Origin of the sequence: Hoylesella buccalis ATCC 35310 (assembly GCF_025151385.1) — a bacterium.
In the GTDB taxonomy this organism is placed as follows: Bacteria; Bacteroidota; Bacteroidia; order Bacteroidales; family Bacteroidaceae; genus Prevotella; species Prevotella buccalis.
The window spans coordinates 2289801-2306926 of the sequence record NZ_CP102287.1 but is presented as its reverse complement, the minus strand read 5'-3'; the positions used below and the strand labels follow the sequence as shown (position 1 = coordinate 2306926).

11 protein-coding genes are annotated in these 17126 nt (G+C 47.7%); 4 read left to right on the top strand and 7 right to left on the bottom strand.

The window, feature by feature from the left end:
• Positions 1 to 702: 702 nt before the first annotated feature.
• Both NQ518_RS09575 and NQ518_RS09570 read right to left on the bottom strand, forming a co-directional pair.
• Complete coding sequence (locus tag NQ518_RS09575; protein WP_227962386.1) at positions 703 to 2676, bottom strand: LTA synthase family protein; 1974 nt, start codon at positions 2674 to 2676, stop codon at positions 703 to 705.
• A gap of 7 nt (positions 2677 to 2683) precedes the next feature.
• Entirely contained in the window at positions 2684 to 4516 is a 1833-nt protein-coding gene (locus NQ518_RS09570) for an ABC transporter ATP-binding protein (protein WP_227962124.1), read from the bottom strand.
• A 298-nt stretch (positions 4517 to 4814) separates the two neighbouring features.
• Between NQ518_RS09570 and NQ518_RS09565 the strand changes: the two genes are divergently transcribed.
• Positions 4815 to 5279: a MaoC family dehydratase gene (locus NQ518_RS09565; RefSeq protein WP_227962126.1), complete on the top strand. Its 465-nt coding sequence runs from the start codon at positions 4815 to 4817 to the stop codon at positions 5277 to 5279.
• A 123-nt stretch (positions 5280 to 5402) separates the two neighbouring features.
• The gene (locus NQ518_RS09560; RefSeq protein ID WP_336512781.1) at positions 5403 to 7073 is read left to right on the top strand and encodes an RluA family pseudouridine synthase; all 1671 of its coding nucleotides are present in this window, start codon (positions 5403 to 5405) and stop codon (positions 7071 to 7073) included.
• 84 nt (positions 7074 to 7157) lie between these two features.
• On the opposite strand, the gene NQ518_RS09555 is transcribed toward NQ518_RS09560, so the two are convergent.
• From NQ518_RS09555 to NQ518_RS09535, 5 genes are all read right to left on the bottom strand, one after another.
• Positions 7158 to 9041, bottom strand: coding sequence for an LTA synthase family protein (locus NQ518_RS09555; RefSeq protein ID WP_227962128.1), 1884 nt, complete (start codon positions 9039 to 9041; stop codon positions 7158 to 7160).
• An 8-nt stretch (positions 9042 to 9049) separates the two neighbouring features.
• Positions 9050 to 10711 carry a putative transporter gene (locus NQ518_RS09550; RefSeq protein ID WP_227962130.1) on the bottom strand — a complete coding sequence of 554 codons (1662 nt, stop codon included), beginning with the start codon at positions 10709 to 10711 and terminating at the stop codon, positions 9050 to 9052.
• A gap of 151 nt (positions 10712 to 10862) precedes the next feature.
• Positions 10863 to 12029 carry an acylneuraminate cytidylyltransferase gene (locus NQ518_RS09545; protein ID WP_227962133.1) on the bottom strand — a complete coding sequence of 389 codons (1167 nt, stop codon included), beginning with the start codon at positions 12027 to 12029 and terminating at the stop codon, positions 10863 to 10865.
• Between the two features lie 419 nt (positions 12030 to 12448).
• Positions 12449 to 13282: a helix-turn-helix domain-containing protein gene (locus tag NQ518_RS09540; protein ID WP_227962135.1), complete on the bottom strand. Its 834-nt coding sequence runs from the start codon at positions 13280 to 13282 to the stop codon at positions 12449 to 12451.
• A 58-nt stretch (positions 13283 to 13340) separates the two neighbouring features.
• Positions 13341 to 14504 (bottom strand): IS4 family transposase, encoded by a 1164-nt coding sequence (locus tag NQ518_RS09535; RefSeq protein ID WP_227962380.1) that lies wholly within the window; start codon positions 14502 to 14504, stop codon positions 13341 to 13343.
• Between the two features lie 438 nt (positions 14505 to 14942).
• On the opposite strand from NQ518_RS09535, the gene NQ518_RS09530 reads away from it, so the two are divergent.
• Both NQ518_RS09530 and NQ518_RS09525 read left to right on the top strand, forming a co-directional pair.
• Positions 14943 to 15239 (top strand): hypothetical protein, encoded by a 297-nt coding sequence (locus NQ518_RS09530; protein WP_227962137.1) that lies wholly within the window; start codon positions 14943 to 14945, stop codon positions 15237 to 15239.
• A gap of 38 nt (positions 15240 to 15277) precedes the next feature.
• Complete coding sequence (locus NQ518_RS09525; protein ID WP_227962138.1) at positions 15278 to 17026, top strand: hypothetical protein; 1749 nt, start codon at positions 15278 to 15280, stop codon at positions 17024 to 17026.
• The last annotated feature ends 100 nt before the right edge of the window (positions 17027 to 17126 follow it).

Below are 17126 nucleotides of genomic sequence, written 5' to 3'. Positions count from 1 at the left end.
ACATTTTTATTTATGGCATAAATATACTATTTTATCGTGATAAATCATTATTAGCAAAAGACTTTTTGAATAAGATGGCAACTATTTAGGGAATTTCAGCTAATTCCCTGCAATAGTTCGTTAATTCTAATGTAATCAACAGCCACTGCGCCATGAGGGAAAAGGCAGTCCATGATGATGAATTTTCTTGACAACGCACCGCTTTATATTTCGCTTATTTCAAAACAACTTTGGTTGTTGGTGCAAATTCGCCCAAAATGGGCCGTATTCTTATTTGGTTGATTATTAACGCATTACGTTAGCGTGGTGATAGCATGTGTCCATCTTTCATGCGTTTTTACGCTAAAAGCATTGCTATTAGGGTGAAATATGCATGCTTTTGCCTGCTTAGACCATACAGATTAACGGTCAAAATGATGCTGTTAATGGTGTAAAAACAAAGATTTGAGGGTGAAAATCGATTTTTCTTGCCGCAATAACTGCTTGTATGCATCCTCCAAGCCTATTGATTTTTTCCAGAATGAAAATAGGGAAGGGCTGTTTTAAGGCTGTTTTTTGGATAAAAAATTAAACAAATTTTGGCGTGCAAATGCGCTCGTTCGGTCAAATGCGCATGTGTTTTGTGAAGCTCGTAAAGAACGGTCAAGGCGGGCAGATGCGATGACCTGCCCCGTTAAACTGCCGGCCGTGCGCCTGCGAGGGTCAGGGCATCAGCTGGTCGTTCTCCATCCTGTACATATATTGTTGGATGATGGCTTTCAGTTCTTGCTCCATCTTGTGCTGTTCCTTCACCTTCCCTTTCAGGTTGTGGCGCATCAGCAGGTCGTCCAAGGCATAAATGCCGCGCGTTTGTTGACCGTCGAACTGCAACACATAGCCATACTTGCAATACTGATAGATGCCGTTGAGGTAGTTTACGGCGTAGGTTTCCGATGCGGGAGTGGTCATCAGGTCGCAGCCGAACGACAAGAACGGCTTGTCGTAGCCCAACAGACTCAGCACGGTGGGCAGGATGTCTATCTGCTGTGCGATGCCGTCGTGCATGCCCACGGGCACCTCTCCGCTGGGATCAAAGATGATGAGCGGTGCCGAAAATCCGCCGATGTCGGTCTGATACTGCGCATGGTCGCTCAGGTTGGTGTGGTCGCTGGTCAGCACAAAGAGGGTGTTCTTGTACCACGGTTGCTGCTTGGCCGCTTCGAAAAACTTGCCGATGGCCATGTCGGTATAGCGTATGCACTTGTGGATGGGCAGCCCCTCTTCGGGATACACGTCCTTGTATTTTTCCGGAATGACGTAGGGCGTGTGGCTCGACACGGTGAAACAGGCCGTCATGAAGGGTTCTTTCATCTCGCCAATTTTCGTACACCAGTATTGCAGGAAAGGCTCATCCCAGATACCCCAGTGCCCATCAAAGTCGGCATCGCCGCCAAATCGGTGGTCGGCGGCATAGTCTTGTCGGCCATAGTACGCTTGGAAGCCCACCTTGTTGGCAAAGGCCAGAAATCCCATGCTGCCCCGGTTGGCACCGTGGAAGAACGCCGTGTGGTAGCCCTCGCGCGCCAACAGGCCGGCCATGCTGGTGTAATCGTTCATCGAGGCGTTGGTGAGCACGAACGGTTCTTTAAACATAGGAATGCCACAAAGCACGGATGGCATGCCGTCAATGCTCTTCCGTCCGTTGCAGAACGAGTATTTGTAGGTGGCACTTTGGCTGATAAGCTGGTCAACGTATGGGGTGTAGCCCTTGTATCGGCCGTTTTCGAGCTGTTGGTTGAAAGATCCGATATACTCGCGGCCAAAACTTTCGACGATCAGCACCACCACGTTCTTCTTTTGGAACGCATGCGTGGGCTTTGGATGGTGTATCGGCGTGAACACTTTGGCGGCTGCCTCGAGGTTGGGATAGTAGGTGGGAACGTCGAAAACGTTCTTCCCGATGGTTCTGATCAATGAGAACGGCGTGTTGAGCACCAGCGCACACTCGGTTGGACGGCGCACGTATTGGTTGGCATTGTTGACGGTGATGGGGCGTATGCCCGACGCCAGGCCGCCCCGGCAGGCACCGATGATGAGAGGAGTGAGCAAGGCCAGCAGCACAAACTGGATGAGACCGAACTTCCATCGCTGTGTGGCGGTGGCGTAATGTGTGTGTGCGGTGCGGGGCATGACGTAGAGTTTCCACAGCAGGGTGATGACTACGATGGCCAACAGCACGAGATACCAGTGGCCCACAAACTCGCCCCAAAACACGTCGGCGAGGTTGTTTTCGTTACGAAATTCGCTGAATACGCTCGTCGTGGTGCGCCGCAGGGTGTAAGGAAAGTACACCGAGTCGCACAAGTTGATGATCAGTGTCAGCGCATTGATGACCACAAACACCCATTTGCACATCAGATGATAGCCTCTGCGCTCCTTGATCCACAGCGGAAAGAGCATCAGCAGGATGTACAGGGCATTGGTGTAGGCGATGGCGGAGCGGTCGAAGATGTAGCCACCGTAGAACAATTCGGTCAGATGGGATGCCGACAGGTTGCCGGAGAAATAGCTGTAATTCTCGAAAAGGAATTCCACGCGGGCAATGAAGTATACCACGAATGCCATCAACAGGTTGAGAATCATGGCGCCGAAAGGCCCGAAAGAAGTGTGTAGGAATGTTGCTTTTGCTTGTTTCATCATTGTGTTAAACCTCTTGCATGTCATGCAGTTTTTTGTAATAGCCCTCTTTGGCGATAAGTTCTTCGTGCGTACCTCGCTCCACGATGCGTCCTTCGTGCAGTACACAGATTTCGTCAGCGTGCTTGATGGTGGACAGGCGGTGAGCGATGGCCACCGTGGTGCGGGTGTCCATGAGCCGTTCCAGCGCATCTTGCACCAAGCGTTCGCTCTCGGTGTCGAGCGCACTGGTGGCCTCATCGAGTATCAGGATGGGTGGATTTTTGAGGATGGCGCGGGCAATGGAGATACGCTGACGCTGTCCGCCGCTTAACTTGCTGCCCCGATCTCCGATGTTTGTGTCGAATCCTTCCTCTGACTCCATAATGAATTCGTAAGCGTTGGCGATGCGAGCGGCCTGGTCTACCTCTTCTTGCGTGGCGTGATCAACGCCGAAGGTGATGTTGTTGAAGAACGTGTCGTTGAACAAAATGGCTTCTTGGTTGACGTTTCCGATGAGGTGCCGCAAGCTGCGTACGCCCAAGTCACGCACGTTGATGCCGTCGATGAGCACCTCACCTTCCTGCACGTCATAGTAGCGCGGAATCAAGTCGACCAAGGTAGACTTGCCACTGCCGCTCTGTCCCACCAACGCTACGGTCTTTCCTTTGGGAATCACCAGATTGATGTCGCGCAACACCCATTGCTCCGCATACCTGAACGATACATGGCGGAATTCGATTTGATGTTCAAAGCTGTTGAGGTGAATCGGTTTTTCGGGCTCTTTAATGGCTACTTCGGCCTTCAGTATCTTGTCTACCCGCTCGATGGATGCCAGTCCTTTCATGATGGCATAGCTCGCCTTTGACAGTTCTTTCAACGGGTTGATGATGCTGTAGAGCATCACGAGGTAATAAATAAACGTGGGTCCGCTGAGTACTTGCTCGTTCAAGACCAGCGTACCACCGAACCATAACACGATGACAATCATCAACGTACCCAGAAACTCGCTCATGGGGTGGGCCAATTGCTGCCGTATGGTGACCTTGAGGATACTGTCTCGGTAGTTGGAATTAATCTTGTCAAAGCGCGCATTCATCTTTTCTTCGGCCGAGAAGGCCTTGATGATGCGCAGTCCGCCTAACGTTTCTTCCACCTGACTCATGGTGTCGCTCCACAGGTTTTGCGCCTTCACGCTGTTTTGTTTCAGCTTTCGTCCAACCAATCCCATGAACCAGCCGAAGAGAGGAACGAAGAGAATGGTGAACAGGGTGAGCTGCCACGAGATGATGAGCAGCGTGGTGAAGTAGGCAATGACGAGGATGGGATTCTTGAACAGCATGTCCAGCGAGGCCATGATGGAGTTTTCTATCTCCTGAACGTCACCACTCATGCGGGCGATGATGTCACCTTTGCGTTCCTCAGAGAAGAATCCAAGCGACAGACTCGTAATCTTTTGGTACAATTGGTTGCGTATGTCGCGCACCACACCCGTGCGGATGGGCATCACACTGGCAGAGGCAAGAAAGTAAGAACCTGTCTTGAGAAACGTCATGAAGGCCAAAAACAAGCCGATGAACAGCAGGGTGGTGGTGGCTCCGTAATGGTCAATCATCATCTGTACATAGTAATTGGCGTTGTTGCTCAGTACGTCGGGCAGTTCATTCATCGACGAAGGCCATGGCATCAGCGTGGTTATGCGCTCCTGTCCAATATTGAAAAGGATGTTAAGAATGGGGATGAGGGCTGCGAAAGAGAAAATGTTCAATACCGCAGACAGGATGTTGAACAGTACGGAAAACCCTAAATAACGCTTGTAGGGAGCTACAAAGCGTCGCAAAACCTGTATGAATTCTTTCATGTAATAACAGAATGATGCGGAAAGCAGAAAGCCGCAACCTCTCTTTCCGAATGCTGGAACGTAGTTTATGCACTGCAAAGATAAACCAATTATTTAGAAATGACAACTTTGCCCTTATATTTTTGGTACACAGCAGCATGGCACACAGCGTGTTGCCGGCAAACGTTTTCTTTGTTTGTGCATGTCGTTTGGTTTGTTTATCTTTGTCGTTTGAACGAACAACATAAAGCCTTTCGCGCCTGATTGCGGGCAGATGATGAAAGGCATCCATAGGTGTTGAACGTAAAAAGAGATAAGTATGAGTAAATTAGTAGTCAACTCTTACGACGAGTTTGCAGCCTTTGAGGGCAAAGAATTGGGTGCATCCGACTGGTTGCTGATTGACCAGGATCGTATTAATCTATTTGCTGACGCAACATTGGATCATCAATGGATTCATGTGGACACTGACCGTGCCAAGAAAGAGAGTCCGTATCAAAGCACCATCGCACATGGCTATCTGACGTTGTCGCTGCTGCCTTACCTCTGGTCACAGATTATCGAGGTGAACAACATCAAGATGTTGGTTAACTATGGCATGGACAAGATGCGCTTTGGACAGGCGGTTGTCACGGGAAGTAGGGTGCGCATGGTGACCAAGCTGCATGCCATCAGCAACCTACGCGGCATCTGCAAGACCGAAATCAACTTCAAAATAGAGATTGAAGGACAGCGCAAACCGGCCTTGGAAGGTATCGCTACCTTCTTGTATTATTTCGAATAGCGTGCCATGGTCAGGCTTGTGCGCAGTTGAGAGGGTGGCGAAAGCCTGCTTTTCTCTTCCCCTTATTGGGAGCATGGCGTGTATCATGCTTGCCCCTTAGCGCATGTTTTCAAATCAAGTAGTATGTCCTGTCATTCCCAGTCGCATCCCTCATCCTTCACAACCTCGTGTTTTCACCCATTGATCACGGACGTGGAGCGACCGTTGAGGCTGAACAATCCCTTCCATTATCAGCCCCATCCTTTGGCTTTGTTGGCCATGAAGCACGTTCAAGCGTACATTCAGGGCATGCAGACGTGGCAGCAAGAGGTGGCAAAAGGGAAGATGTTCGGGGTTTTGGTTGTTGAAGATCAGCAGCAACAGCTGGGCTTTTTGGCGGCTTATTCAGGACAAATCGAGGGCAAGAGCGATTGGTCGGGCTTCGTTCCCGCCGTGTTTGATTACCTACAGCCGCAAGGTTATTTCAAAAAACATGAAGAACAGATCACGCATATCAATGCACTGGTAGAGCAAGAGGAAACGGATGCTGGCTGTTTGGCGATGAAACAAGAACTCAAACGCTTGGAAGAAGAGGCGCAACAAGCACTTGCAGCGTTTCAAAACCGCATGAAAGAGGCTAAACGGAATCGTGACCATCTGCGGAAAACCTCCTCACTTTCGGTAGAAAAAGAGGCCGAACTCATTCGGGAAAGCCAGTTCATGAAAGCCGAACTGCGTCGCATCAAGCACCGTTGGGAAGCTGTTTTGGCGGACAAACGAGCCGGGCTGGCGCAGCATGATGACCGCATTGGGCGACTGAAAGACCAGCGCAAGCAGCGTTCAGACGCACTGCAACGGTGGTTGTTTACTCATTTTGTGATGCTCAACGCACGGGGTGAGCAGCGCAATCTCTTGGACATTTTCGCTGAAACGCCACAACATGTTCCGCCTGCGGGGGCGGGAGAGTGCTGCGCTCCCAAGCTGTTGCAGTACGCTTACCAGCACCATTACAAACCAATCGCCATGGCAGAGTTCTGGTGGGGAGCCTCACCGAAGGCCACCATACGGCACCATGGCGAATGTTATCCAGCCTGTCGAGGCAAATGCCTGCCCATCCTTCGCTTCATGTTGCAAGGTCTTGAGGTGGACGATGAATATCCAGATGATGCCGAACCCATGCAGCTTCAAATGGTATATGAGGATGATGACCTGGTTGTTGTGAACAAACCAGCCGGATTACTCTCCGTTCCAGGACGATCAAGTCGCCCCTCTGTCCTGACCATCTTGCAGGAAATGATGCCTCAAGACATGCCGTTGCATGCCGTACATCGTTTGGACATGGCTACGTCTGGACTGCTCATCGTGGCCAAGAACATGAAGGTTTACCACCATTTGCAAGCCCAATTCAAGGCTCACACCATCCAAAAAGAATACATAGCCGTACTGGATGGCAAGGTAACACAGACAGAAGGTTCCATTGAATTGCCACTTCGCCCCGACTTTCTCGACCGTCCAAGACAAACAGTCGACCACGTTCATGGCAAACCGGCCATCACTTTCTACCGTGTTCTGTCAGTATATCAGGGAAAAACGCTGCTTACTCTCTCGCCCATGACAGGCCGTACGCATCAGTTGCGCATGCACTGTGCCCATCAAGAGGGACTGAATTGTCCCATCCTTGGTGATGAACTTTACGGCCATCAGGCTGATAGACTCTACCTACATGCAGCTTCCATCACCTTTATTCATCCCACCTCGGGCAAGCACATGACGCTGAAAGCCCCCATACCCGACTGCTTTAATAACGTAAAATAGGCTGCTTCAGACAGCAAACCATTTGTTTTTGCCAACTAAAACAGCCCATGTCGCAGGTGACGTGAAAGGCTATTGCCTACGAACTCAATGCCTGTTACCCTCTTTCACTGGCTCTGTAGACAACCGATCGATGGTGTCATAGATCTTTTGCAGGTAGGCTTTCCCTCGCTTGAGATTCTTTCCAGGCCGCTTACCCCGGTCCAAAACAACCTTCTTCGACTCGTTATTGAAGACCACCTGATTGTCCTCATCCACTAAACCAAAGGCATCCGGGAAGGTAAAGAACGCAAAATGAGGGGATGACGGATTGAAAATATCCTTGCTATAAGTAAACTCGTGATGCGCAATTCCCATCTGCCCCAACAGCGTGGCGGCAATGTCAGTCTGCGAACCATGGATGTCTACCGTGCCTGGCTCTTTGAGTGCGCCACCCAAGAAGATGAGCGGAATTTGATAACGCTCTACGGATAGGTTGTCAATGTCCTGGGGATAGCAGCCCAAATGGTCGGGAACCAGTACTACAAGCGTGTTCTTCCACAGCGGCAGTTTCTTCAATTCGTCCACAAAGTGACCCACGCAACTGTCGGTATAAGCAAACGCATTGAGTATTTTGTCATTCAAACGGTGGTAAGGAACATCGAAGGGTTCGTGGCTGCTCAATGTCTGTACCACCTTGAACCACGGCTTTTGGCGCTTGTTTTGCCGCAAGTTCGAGAGCACCTTTTCGAACAATAGATGGTCGGGGACTCCCCATTTACTAAGCCTGTCTGACAAGGGAAAGTCTTCATCACACACAATCGTCTCAAATCCTGTACCCTTCAAGTACGACCGCATGTTGGTAAAATCGGCATCGCCACCATAATAATAATCGGCCGTATAGCCCACCTTGCGTAAACTTGCGGCAATGGAAGGCAAACTTTGAGACACTTTTGGCATCTTCATGATGCTGTTGGTGGGCAGCGAGGGGAATCCGCTGAGGATGGAAACAAGTCCTCTGTCGGTTCGAAAACTCGTGGCATAGAAGTAGCGGAACAGCAATCCTTCGGCCGAAAGTCGGTCCAGATTGACCGCCACATTGCGTTCTCCGCCCAGTGACGCCATGAGTTTGGAGGAGAAACTCTCCATCACCACGAACAGAATGTTAGGCCGAGCGGTGGTCAATATCCATTGTTGGGGTGCCTGATATGACCGATGTACAACATCCTGGTCGTACATCTGTGCAACCAACTTGTTGGCTTCGTCATCCTTCATGAAGCGATATTGCTGCTTAAAGTTTTCTTGTTTGATCAATGAAACCAGCAGACTGAACAGTGGATTGGTCGCAGCGTGGTTCAAACGCATGTTCTCACTGAAATATACTTTGCCGATATTCATGGTCGATGCCTTGAATCCGCCACGGATAGGGATGAACAAGGCCGCCCAAAGCAGCACGAAAAGGAAGGTGAAGAATGGTCGGTTGAGGGGCAAGAGCTTCTTTTCGAGCACGTCATCTCTCAGCAACAAATAAAACAGGGCATAGAGGAGGACGGTCATCAGCAGCAAAGTCACGATGCCACCGATGAGTTCCCATGCGCTGGCACTGGCCAATGCATCCCCCGGAGAGGAGCAGAAATAGAACAAGGGCGTGGCGTCTAATCGGAATCCCCAATACCGATAGAGGCCCAGGTCGATGACAAAGACGGCCGACAGAACGATGGTAATAACGGCAAAATAGGCCATTGCCAGTCGTCTCCACAAACGTTTGCGCGACCAGATGGTGCAAATCAATAACAATCCGGGTATGATGGTGAGGTAGCCGGCCAACGAAAAATCCAGCGGCAAGCCATGGTAAGGCACCAAAAACCAATCTTTCCACGTTGCCTCTTTGAACAAAGACAGGTGGTAAAGCATGAACAGAGGTTTCTGAATGATAAAGATTAGGACAAAGAAAACGTAGGTAAGAAAGAAATACTTAAAACGAGTTTTCATCACTTTTGTCACACAAAGAACATGATTAATACTTGGGCTATGATGACCCGAACGAACATTCCGATGGGGTAAACCGTAGCATAGCTGATGCTGGGTGTGTCCCCTTCGATGGTGTCGTTGGCATACGAAAGCGCCATCGGGTTGGCCATGGCTCCGCAAAGGATGCCGCAAATGGTTCCGTAGTCAAGTTTCTTGGTTCGCAAGGCAATGCAACCAACGATTAAAACGGGTGCGATGGTGAGCAGTGCACCGATGCCTACCCACAGCAATCCCTCAGGACGGAACACCGTACTGAAGAAATCTTTGCCCGCATCAAGCCCCAGACAGGCCAGATACATCGCCAATCCCAACCTGCGGAGCATGAGAGAGGCTGAGCGAGTGGTGTAAGAAATGAAGTGCATGTGTGGCCCCAACGCCCCTACGAGGATACCCATGATGATGGGACCGCCGGCAATTCCCAGTCGAATGGGCGAGTCCATGCCAGGGAAACTGATGGGGATGGCGCCCAAGGCCAGTCCTAAGATCATGCCAAAGAAGATACTTCCCACGTTCGGTTCGTTGAGTGTCTTGACCGAATTGCCCAAGAAATGCTCGGCACTATCAACTCTTTTCGGCTCGCCAACAACCGTCAGGCGGTCACCATACTGCAACCTGAGGTCTTTGGTGGCCAGCAATTTGACATCACCACGAGTGATACGGCTGACATTGACACCAAAACTTTCGCGCAAGTGGATTCTTCCCAGTAGCTTACCATTGAGGGCTGTACGGGTTAATACGATGACACGCGACTCCACTTTGCGGTCGATATGATTCCAGTCTATCTCCTCATTGTTCCAATCACGTTCCACTCTTTGGCCGAAAAGAATCTCCAGGCCAGACACATCTTCACGGTTGGTCACCACCATGAGGTTGTCGCCCGTGTGCAGTTGCGTTGAGGCACCCGGCACCAACACTTCATCCTGTCGCCAAACGCGTGAGACAATGAACCTCAAAGGGGTGCTCATGGCCAGCTCACCGATGGTTCGACCTTCAATAGCTGGGTTGACAATGAGAAACTGACACACAAACGTCTGGTCTTCGTCCACAGGAGATTTGGGCACCAAATCTGCCGGCTTGACAAATAACTTGCGCATGATGAGTATGCCCAGGATAACGCCTACGACACCCAGCGGATAGGTTACGGCAGTAGCCAGGGCCACACCGCCGGTTGGAAGGCTCATGTGTTCCAATGCTTGTTGGGCCGCACCGAGTGCCGGTGTGTTGGTGGTGGCACCGCACAACAAGCCTACCATCGTGGGAAGGGAGATGCCTGTCAGCGGACACAGTGCCACCGCCAGCACCGTTCCCAAGACGACGACGGCCAGTCCCCATAGGTTAAAGCTGGTCCCCTCGTGGCGGAAAGCACCGAAAAAGTTGGGACCCACGTACAATCCAAGCGTGTATACGAACAAGACCAAACCAAAGGTTTCGGCATAGTTGAGAGCCGCTGAATCAACGGAAAGCCCCATGTTTCCGGCGATGATGCCGATGAAGAAAACAAACGACACACCAAGAGAAACTCCCATGAACTTGATCTTGCTCAATGCCGTGCCAACAGCGATGATCAGAGAGATGACCACCACTGCCTGTACTGGGGACGGAATTGTAAAAAGAGCGTTAATCCAATCCAACGTTATCAACTTTTATGATACATCAAACACAAGTGTTATGTATCTACTTATCAACTGGTTTGCTATTGATGGGCAAAGGTACTGTAAATAAAAGAACCAGCAAAACAATTGGTGCCAATTGTTGACTGGTGAGGGTGTGCAAGGTTTCATTTTACCGTCTGCCCAGCAGATATTGGTCAATAAACTCACGCACACATCCCTCGCCGCCGGCCTTCTGCATGATAATGATGCCCGGAATTTCCTGAATAGGGCGCATCGCATCGGCCGGACAGGCGCAAATTCCAACGGCACTCAGCAGTTGTTGGCAGTTGACGTCATCGCCGATGTAAGCCACGTCGCACAACGTGATGCCCATCTGGTCGCAAATTTCCTGAGCCGCCTCAAGTTTCCCACCATGTCGTTTGCCCTGAACGAGAAAATCGACTTTCAGTTTTTTAGCCCTGTTCTCTACCAACTTGGTGTTTTCAGAGGTGATGATGCCCACCTTGACGCCTTGCGCCTGCAAGAGTTGTAGCCCCATTCCGTCGCGTGTGTTAAACTTCTTCAGCTCGTCACCGCTTTCCGCATAATACATGCCGCCATCGGTCAGCGTGCCGTCAACGTCGCACAAAAAGAGCTTTACGGATTTCTTCAGACTGTCCACCGCATGGTTCAAAACATGCTTTCGCATGAGATGTTCCAGGAATGCCCAATCGTCTGGTTCAGCAATCTCCATGGCCGTGTAAGCCGGCATCTCATAGATACCGATGTGACCACATAGCCTGTTGCCCGATGATAGGATGTTTTCTACCTTATTAATATAGAGCGCACCGTTCTCCATGAGCGTTCCTTCGAAATTATTTCGGGGCGGGCGGTGTGTGTAGTCGTAGTTCATGCTGGTGCCATCGGCGTTCCAAAAGAACCTGTAATTGCGCACGCAGGAGAGGATGGAGTCGTATCGGGCGGTGTTGTACAGTGCCAAGGCCTCACTAAAATGTTTCGTTTGCGTCATGGGCGACGTGGCTTGCACCAACATGAAGCAAGCCTCGGGTGCCGGATTGGCGGCATGGATGTACGCTATCATCACGCTCTCGGCAGTGGAGGTGTCGCTGGTTTCCTTAGCAGTGAGGCGATAAATCTCGGTCTTTTTGTATGAGCGGGAAGCCACGATCCGCTCTATCTCGTCCGAATCGGCGGCCACTATCACCTTGTCCACCTCGCGGCAGGCCTCCAAAGCCTCGATGCTCCAACACACAAGGGGCTTTCCGCAAAAGGGTTTGATGTTCTTCTGGGGGATTGACTTGCTGCCACCCTGCACAGGAATGAATGCTATGACCATCTTAACTTGATACTTTTAAAGTTTGTCGCACTGCACGTTTTGATATCCAGAACAATCCACACAATTTCCTGTTGAGCTCATCGGCCAACGGCATCTTCATCATCAGAGGCCTCAATGTGCGGTTTTCTGCTTGCAAGCCTTCATGCTACAAGGCTTTGTCTGCAAATATATAAAATAATCACTCATTGACGGAATGAAACGACATGTTTTTTTTATTGCGTGCGCCTACAATGGGGGATGAACGGGCAAGAATCAACCTGTTTGAACATAGAGGATAACGTGTGCATTTCAATAGCATTGACTTTGCACGCCAAAGTCATGTGAATTGGCCTTCAAAGTCATTGACTTTAGCGTCTAAAGTCAATGACTTTGTAAGGCATTCATTAACAGTATGTTACGACATGATTTTCAGCTTCGCATCACAAGGCTTGTTCGGGCTTTACTACGCCGTTTCTTATTTCACTCGGTGTGCCGCCAAGTGTCTCTTTACAGAATGTGGAAAGGCGCTGTACGGAGGAGAACTTGAACTGGTTGGCTATCTGCTCCATGGTGTCGCTAGTGTTGAGCAAAGCCTTGAACAGCGCCTCGCCTTTCACCTTGCTTACCCAAGCTTTGGGCGTTTCGCCAAAGCATCGTTTGAAATGACGTATAAATGTGGGGCGACTCATGCACACCTTTTCTGCCATTTCGTCTATAGAAGGATAGGTGTGCGACATCGCAATGATGGTGTCCTGGAATGACAAATCCACCCCATAGAGCGGAGCTAAAAACGGCGCCAAGTCGTCCTTGGAATAATAGGCCTGCATGACGGCTGTGAACTCGCGCTGCTTGCTCAGCTGAATGTCACAACAGAGCAGTCCGTCCATGACATAGTCGGCCGTCTGTCGAGCGAGCACTACCATCGGCTTAATCATGTCCAAGGCAAACAGCCAGTCATCACGCTTGGGCGCATTCTTAATCATCTCATCCGTGATGATGTTATGGCAAAACTTGAATTTGCTGTCAATAAAATAAAGCACCAATACCAAACTGTCCTCTACAAAGCTAATGGAGTTGTCTACACCTGCTGGCATGGGAAACATCTGGCTGCCATGAACGGTGAAGCCAGGAAATCGTTTGCCTTCCACACGCAAGGTTCCCTCCAATAGAAAGAGCATGGCCGTACGCGAGGGAGCCGTGTGTCTCACCGCGCCTTTCTTTTCTCTTACAACCCTGAAACCTACAGGGGAGTTGCCTTGATAATGCTCGCACATGAGGTGCTTGTTCAGATAATATCATTAGTGTCCCGTTAAAATCGGGACCAGTTAAATATTAATCAAATAACCCCGGAAAGAGGGGACAATCGAGTTCTTTGACATTATTGAAATCAGTCCTTTCGAAGAGATCTACGAGTGGTGTCTTATCCATAAGCGAAATACTTAGAATCTGAAGAACCTCATAAGTCGATCGCTTAAGTTGAAAATCATGTTGTATGATAGCAACAAGGCAATAGGCTATGATTGCCGATGAAATTTGGATTCTCACAGCATTCTCTGTTGTACCCCAAAACTTCTTGATCTTGAGGTGCTGCTTTAGCCATTTGAAGAACAGCTCTATCTGCCATCTATTCTTGTAAAGATTGGCGATTTCAGGTGCTGTAAGATGAAAGGCATTGGTTAGGAAAGCAAACTCCCTGTCTTGTTCTTCATCATAGAATTTGACGAGTCTGAGTTTCTCCGGATACTTTCGGTATGAATTGTATTCAGTGAATTCAATCACAGCATCTGTCAATATATTCTTTGGCAACCTGCGCCTCCATTTACAGCATTTGTATTGCAGATTCTTCTTGGCTCGCACAACAAAGAACGATTCCTGCTGATGTATTTTGAAAAGTTCCTTGAATGCATTATATCCACGGTCGAATACATAGTAAGAACCTGATTCATAAGGAATTTCCTTCATGGAATTTGAGTCGTAAACGGATGCTGTAGAGATATGGAAGAAAGCAGGAACCTGAGATTCGAGGTCATATAACACATGTGCTTTTATCCCTCCCTTCTTCTTACGGAACTTTGCCCACCAGAAGACTGACAAACACAAAGGAATTGTCGTTGAGTCGAAGGCATACACATTGCCTTTCAACTTGAAGATATCCGTTACCCGTTTCTTTCTGGCTTGCTCCATCATATAGAAAGCAAAGTCTTCAAAGATACGGTAGTCACGATTCTGATTGGCTGAAGCAAATGTCGTTTTCGCAATAGGCTTACGCCCTAATCCAAGATGGTATTGCTTTGCTCTATGTGCTTCAAAAGCAACTATCAAATCTCGCAAACTCTCTCGATTACTCAGTTGACCAAACATCATAGCAAGCAACTGATTCCAACAAGTGAAATGCTTCACATAGCGGTTTCCATCATACTTGCGAACATAGTTGTTAAACTGAGTTCTGTTCAAAAAAGCGGTGAGCTGGGCAAAAACGTATTTGTCTTGGAACATAACAGTCATTTAAATTTGACTGCAAAGTTACGAAATCAAGTCCGTTTCATTTCAAAACACCACCTAATAGACTGTATTTCAATTAATTCAAAGAGCGATTAGCCCACCTTAACGGGACATTAGTGAGATAATATACTTTCATAAGCTGATTACATTCATTGATAGATGCTGTAAATATATGAAATTTTTACAAAACTAAACAAAAATATGAAAGAAAGTTACTAATTGTGTCATAAATTTAAAACAAATGAATCGTTTTACCCACTTAATTGTTCTTAAATCCTATAATTTTCACCTATTATATGTTATTTCTTAAAAGACTATTCGATAGGCATGTTATACTGAAATTATCAGAAAGGAAGAATTGTGAAGATTGAAACAAAAGGATAATTTTTTGAATCAATTTGTTAGGTGGTGCAATCCTAAAGATGTCTAATTTTGCAAACAGAAGAAAGACAGAATATCTTTACCGAAGAAAATAACAGATACAAAGTACGTAAACACAAATATAAAAAAGCAACGAATCAAATTGAAAAGAGGTGCAAGTATATGAAAAAGAAGTATATAAGTCCAAAGGTGGATGTAATTAAAACAAGATTAGAAAGCGAGATACTGGCAGGATCTAATATAGGAGGTGGCATTGATGAAGGAAGCAATGCTAAAACTCATGACTTTGACTTAGACGATTTCACAGATGAATCCATGTGGGGTGATGAAACAGATGGAAATAACTAATAACAAACTATTTAAAACGATTAAATATGAAAACCGAAATGAAAAAGAACATTTTTACGTTCATAGCCATTAGTTTGCTGGGCTTCTTGACTGGTTGTTCGGAGAACGATGTGCTGAACGACGTGCAAAAAGCTGCAGCCGACCAGGCTTCGAGTGTCATATCTGGGACAGCATCATTGGATCTCGATGAAATGAACGGTGTGTTAAACGCCACTCCAACGACGCGAACAACAGTAATATACAATAGCAACAAAAAGCTGAGCTATCGTTTGAAAAAGGGGGATAGAATACCTGTATTCGTATACTACAAACAAGATAATAGACAGAAAATTGTCGAAGATGAGGTATATGTAGTAGAGGGAAATAGATTAAGATTTGACACAAAAATACCTGCTGACTTCGACCGAAGGAAGGGAAACCTCTATATGGGAGCTGTCATGGGTAAACAACCTGGCGTGAACAACGGCGCATGGGCAAGTGGTATGACGGCTGACGGCAAGTTAAGGATTGAGGTCTCTCACACTGTAGATGCTGCATCACAGCAATTCAACTTGCCTTTCTGTGCTCCACTAAAGCTTATTAAACCTAGTGGTGATATTTATCTTCACTTCAAAGCTCTCGGTAGTTGGTTTGCTGTGACTTTGAATGTGCAGAAGGATATCAATCCCGATTTCATGGTGGTAAACTCTGATGTGGTGGCCACCAATGGCACACTCGACCTGTTCTCCTCTAAGAATGGTGAGTTTATTTGGCAGCCAGAAGTTACGACGCAGAAGAACATCAGGTATGATGTGAAAAACTTTGAGGTGAAGGCTAAGCAAGAGAGCAAGCCATTGATTGTGTGGTTCATGCCCATTCTTAACAAAGAATCACAACAGCCTACTACATTGAGTCTTCAAACAAAGGCTACCTACTCAAGCAAAATGCTTCAATATTCTAAAAAAGTCTTTGACAAAAACGAACAATTAAAGAATAACAAGACTTATAATGTGAATATTACTGAGGATGCACCCGTTTGTGACAAAGGCTTGGTGATTACACAATTCTGGTCAACACGAAAGAATAGATGCTGCAACCGCAACGTTCTTCAGATTACTAATATCAGTGATCACGACATCAGCTTAGAGGGTTATTATCTTGTTCGCTCTGTATTTGGTAGTGCTGAAACGCCTTCTGGCGTGATTGACTTGGGTAACCTGGAGGAAAACAACGCACAGTTCTTGTACAATGATCGCCAAAAGAAAGTACTTCCCAGTGGTGCCTCGCTGCTGATAACCGGCTTTAACAGAAGAGTTGCCGAAGGTACTTTCGATTACTGCGACGACGAAATTTATCAAATAGCACTCCTTGGAGAAGATGAAAACCTGCTGCAACAGTTTGTTCCAGAGGGTAATCGTGACCGCTGGGGACGAGAGTCGAACTGCCATTTCTGCAACGCTTATTTCTTGACTTTTAACGGTACAGATATCTCTTTGTCAAAGCCAAACGACATTGTAGATAACTTTGGACGCGATGCTTGTGGCAGAATCTACAACTTCCAGTTCTTGAACCGCACCTACTATCGTGTACCTTATTGTTATATCTATATGGGCGAGCAAGGCCTTGGTGGCGAAGCTACTCATCTCTATAAGCCAGAAAGGCGAGTATATTATCCTGGTTCGTACTGGGGACCGATGGAGAACTTTAGCACATGTTCCTGGAGATTTGAAAACGAGAACAAGATTACATCATTAGGTTTCTGGGGAAAATACGGTGATATTTTCATGTTCAGAAATAATATGTACTAATTGTCATTGATGATTTCAATGAAGGAATATTAAACAAGTGGGGTGATAAAGACACCCCACTTATGTAAAACCGTTGGCGAAAAGGATGATGCCATCATTC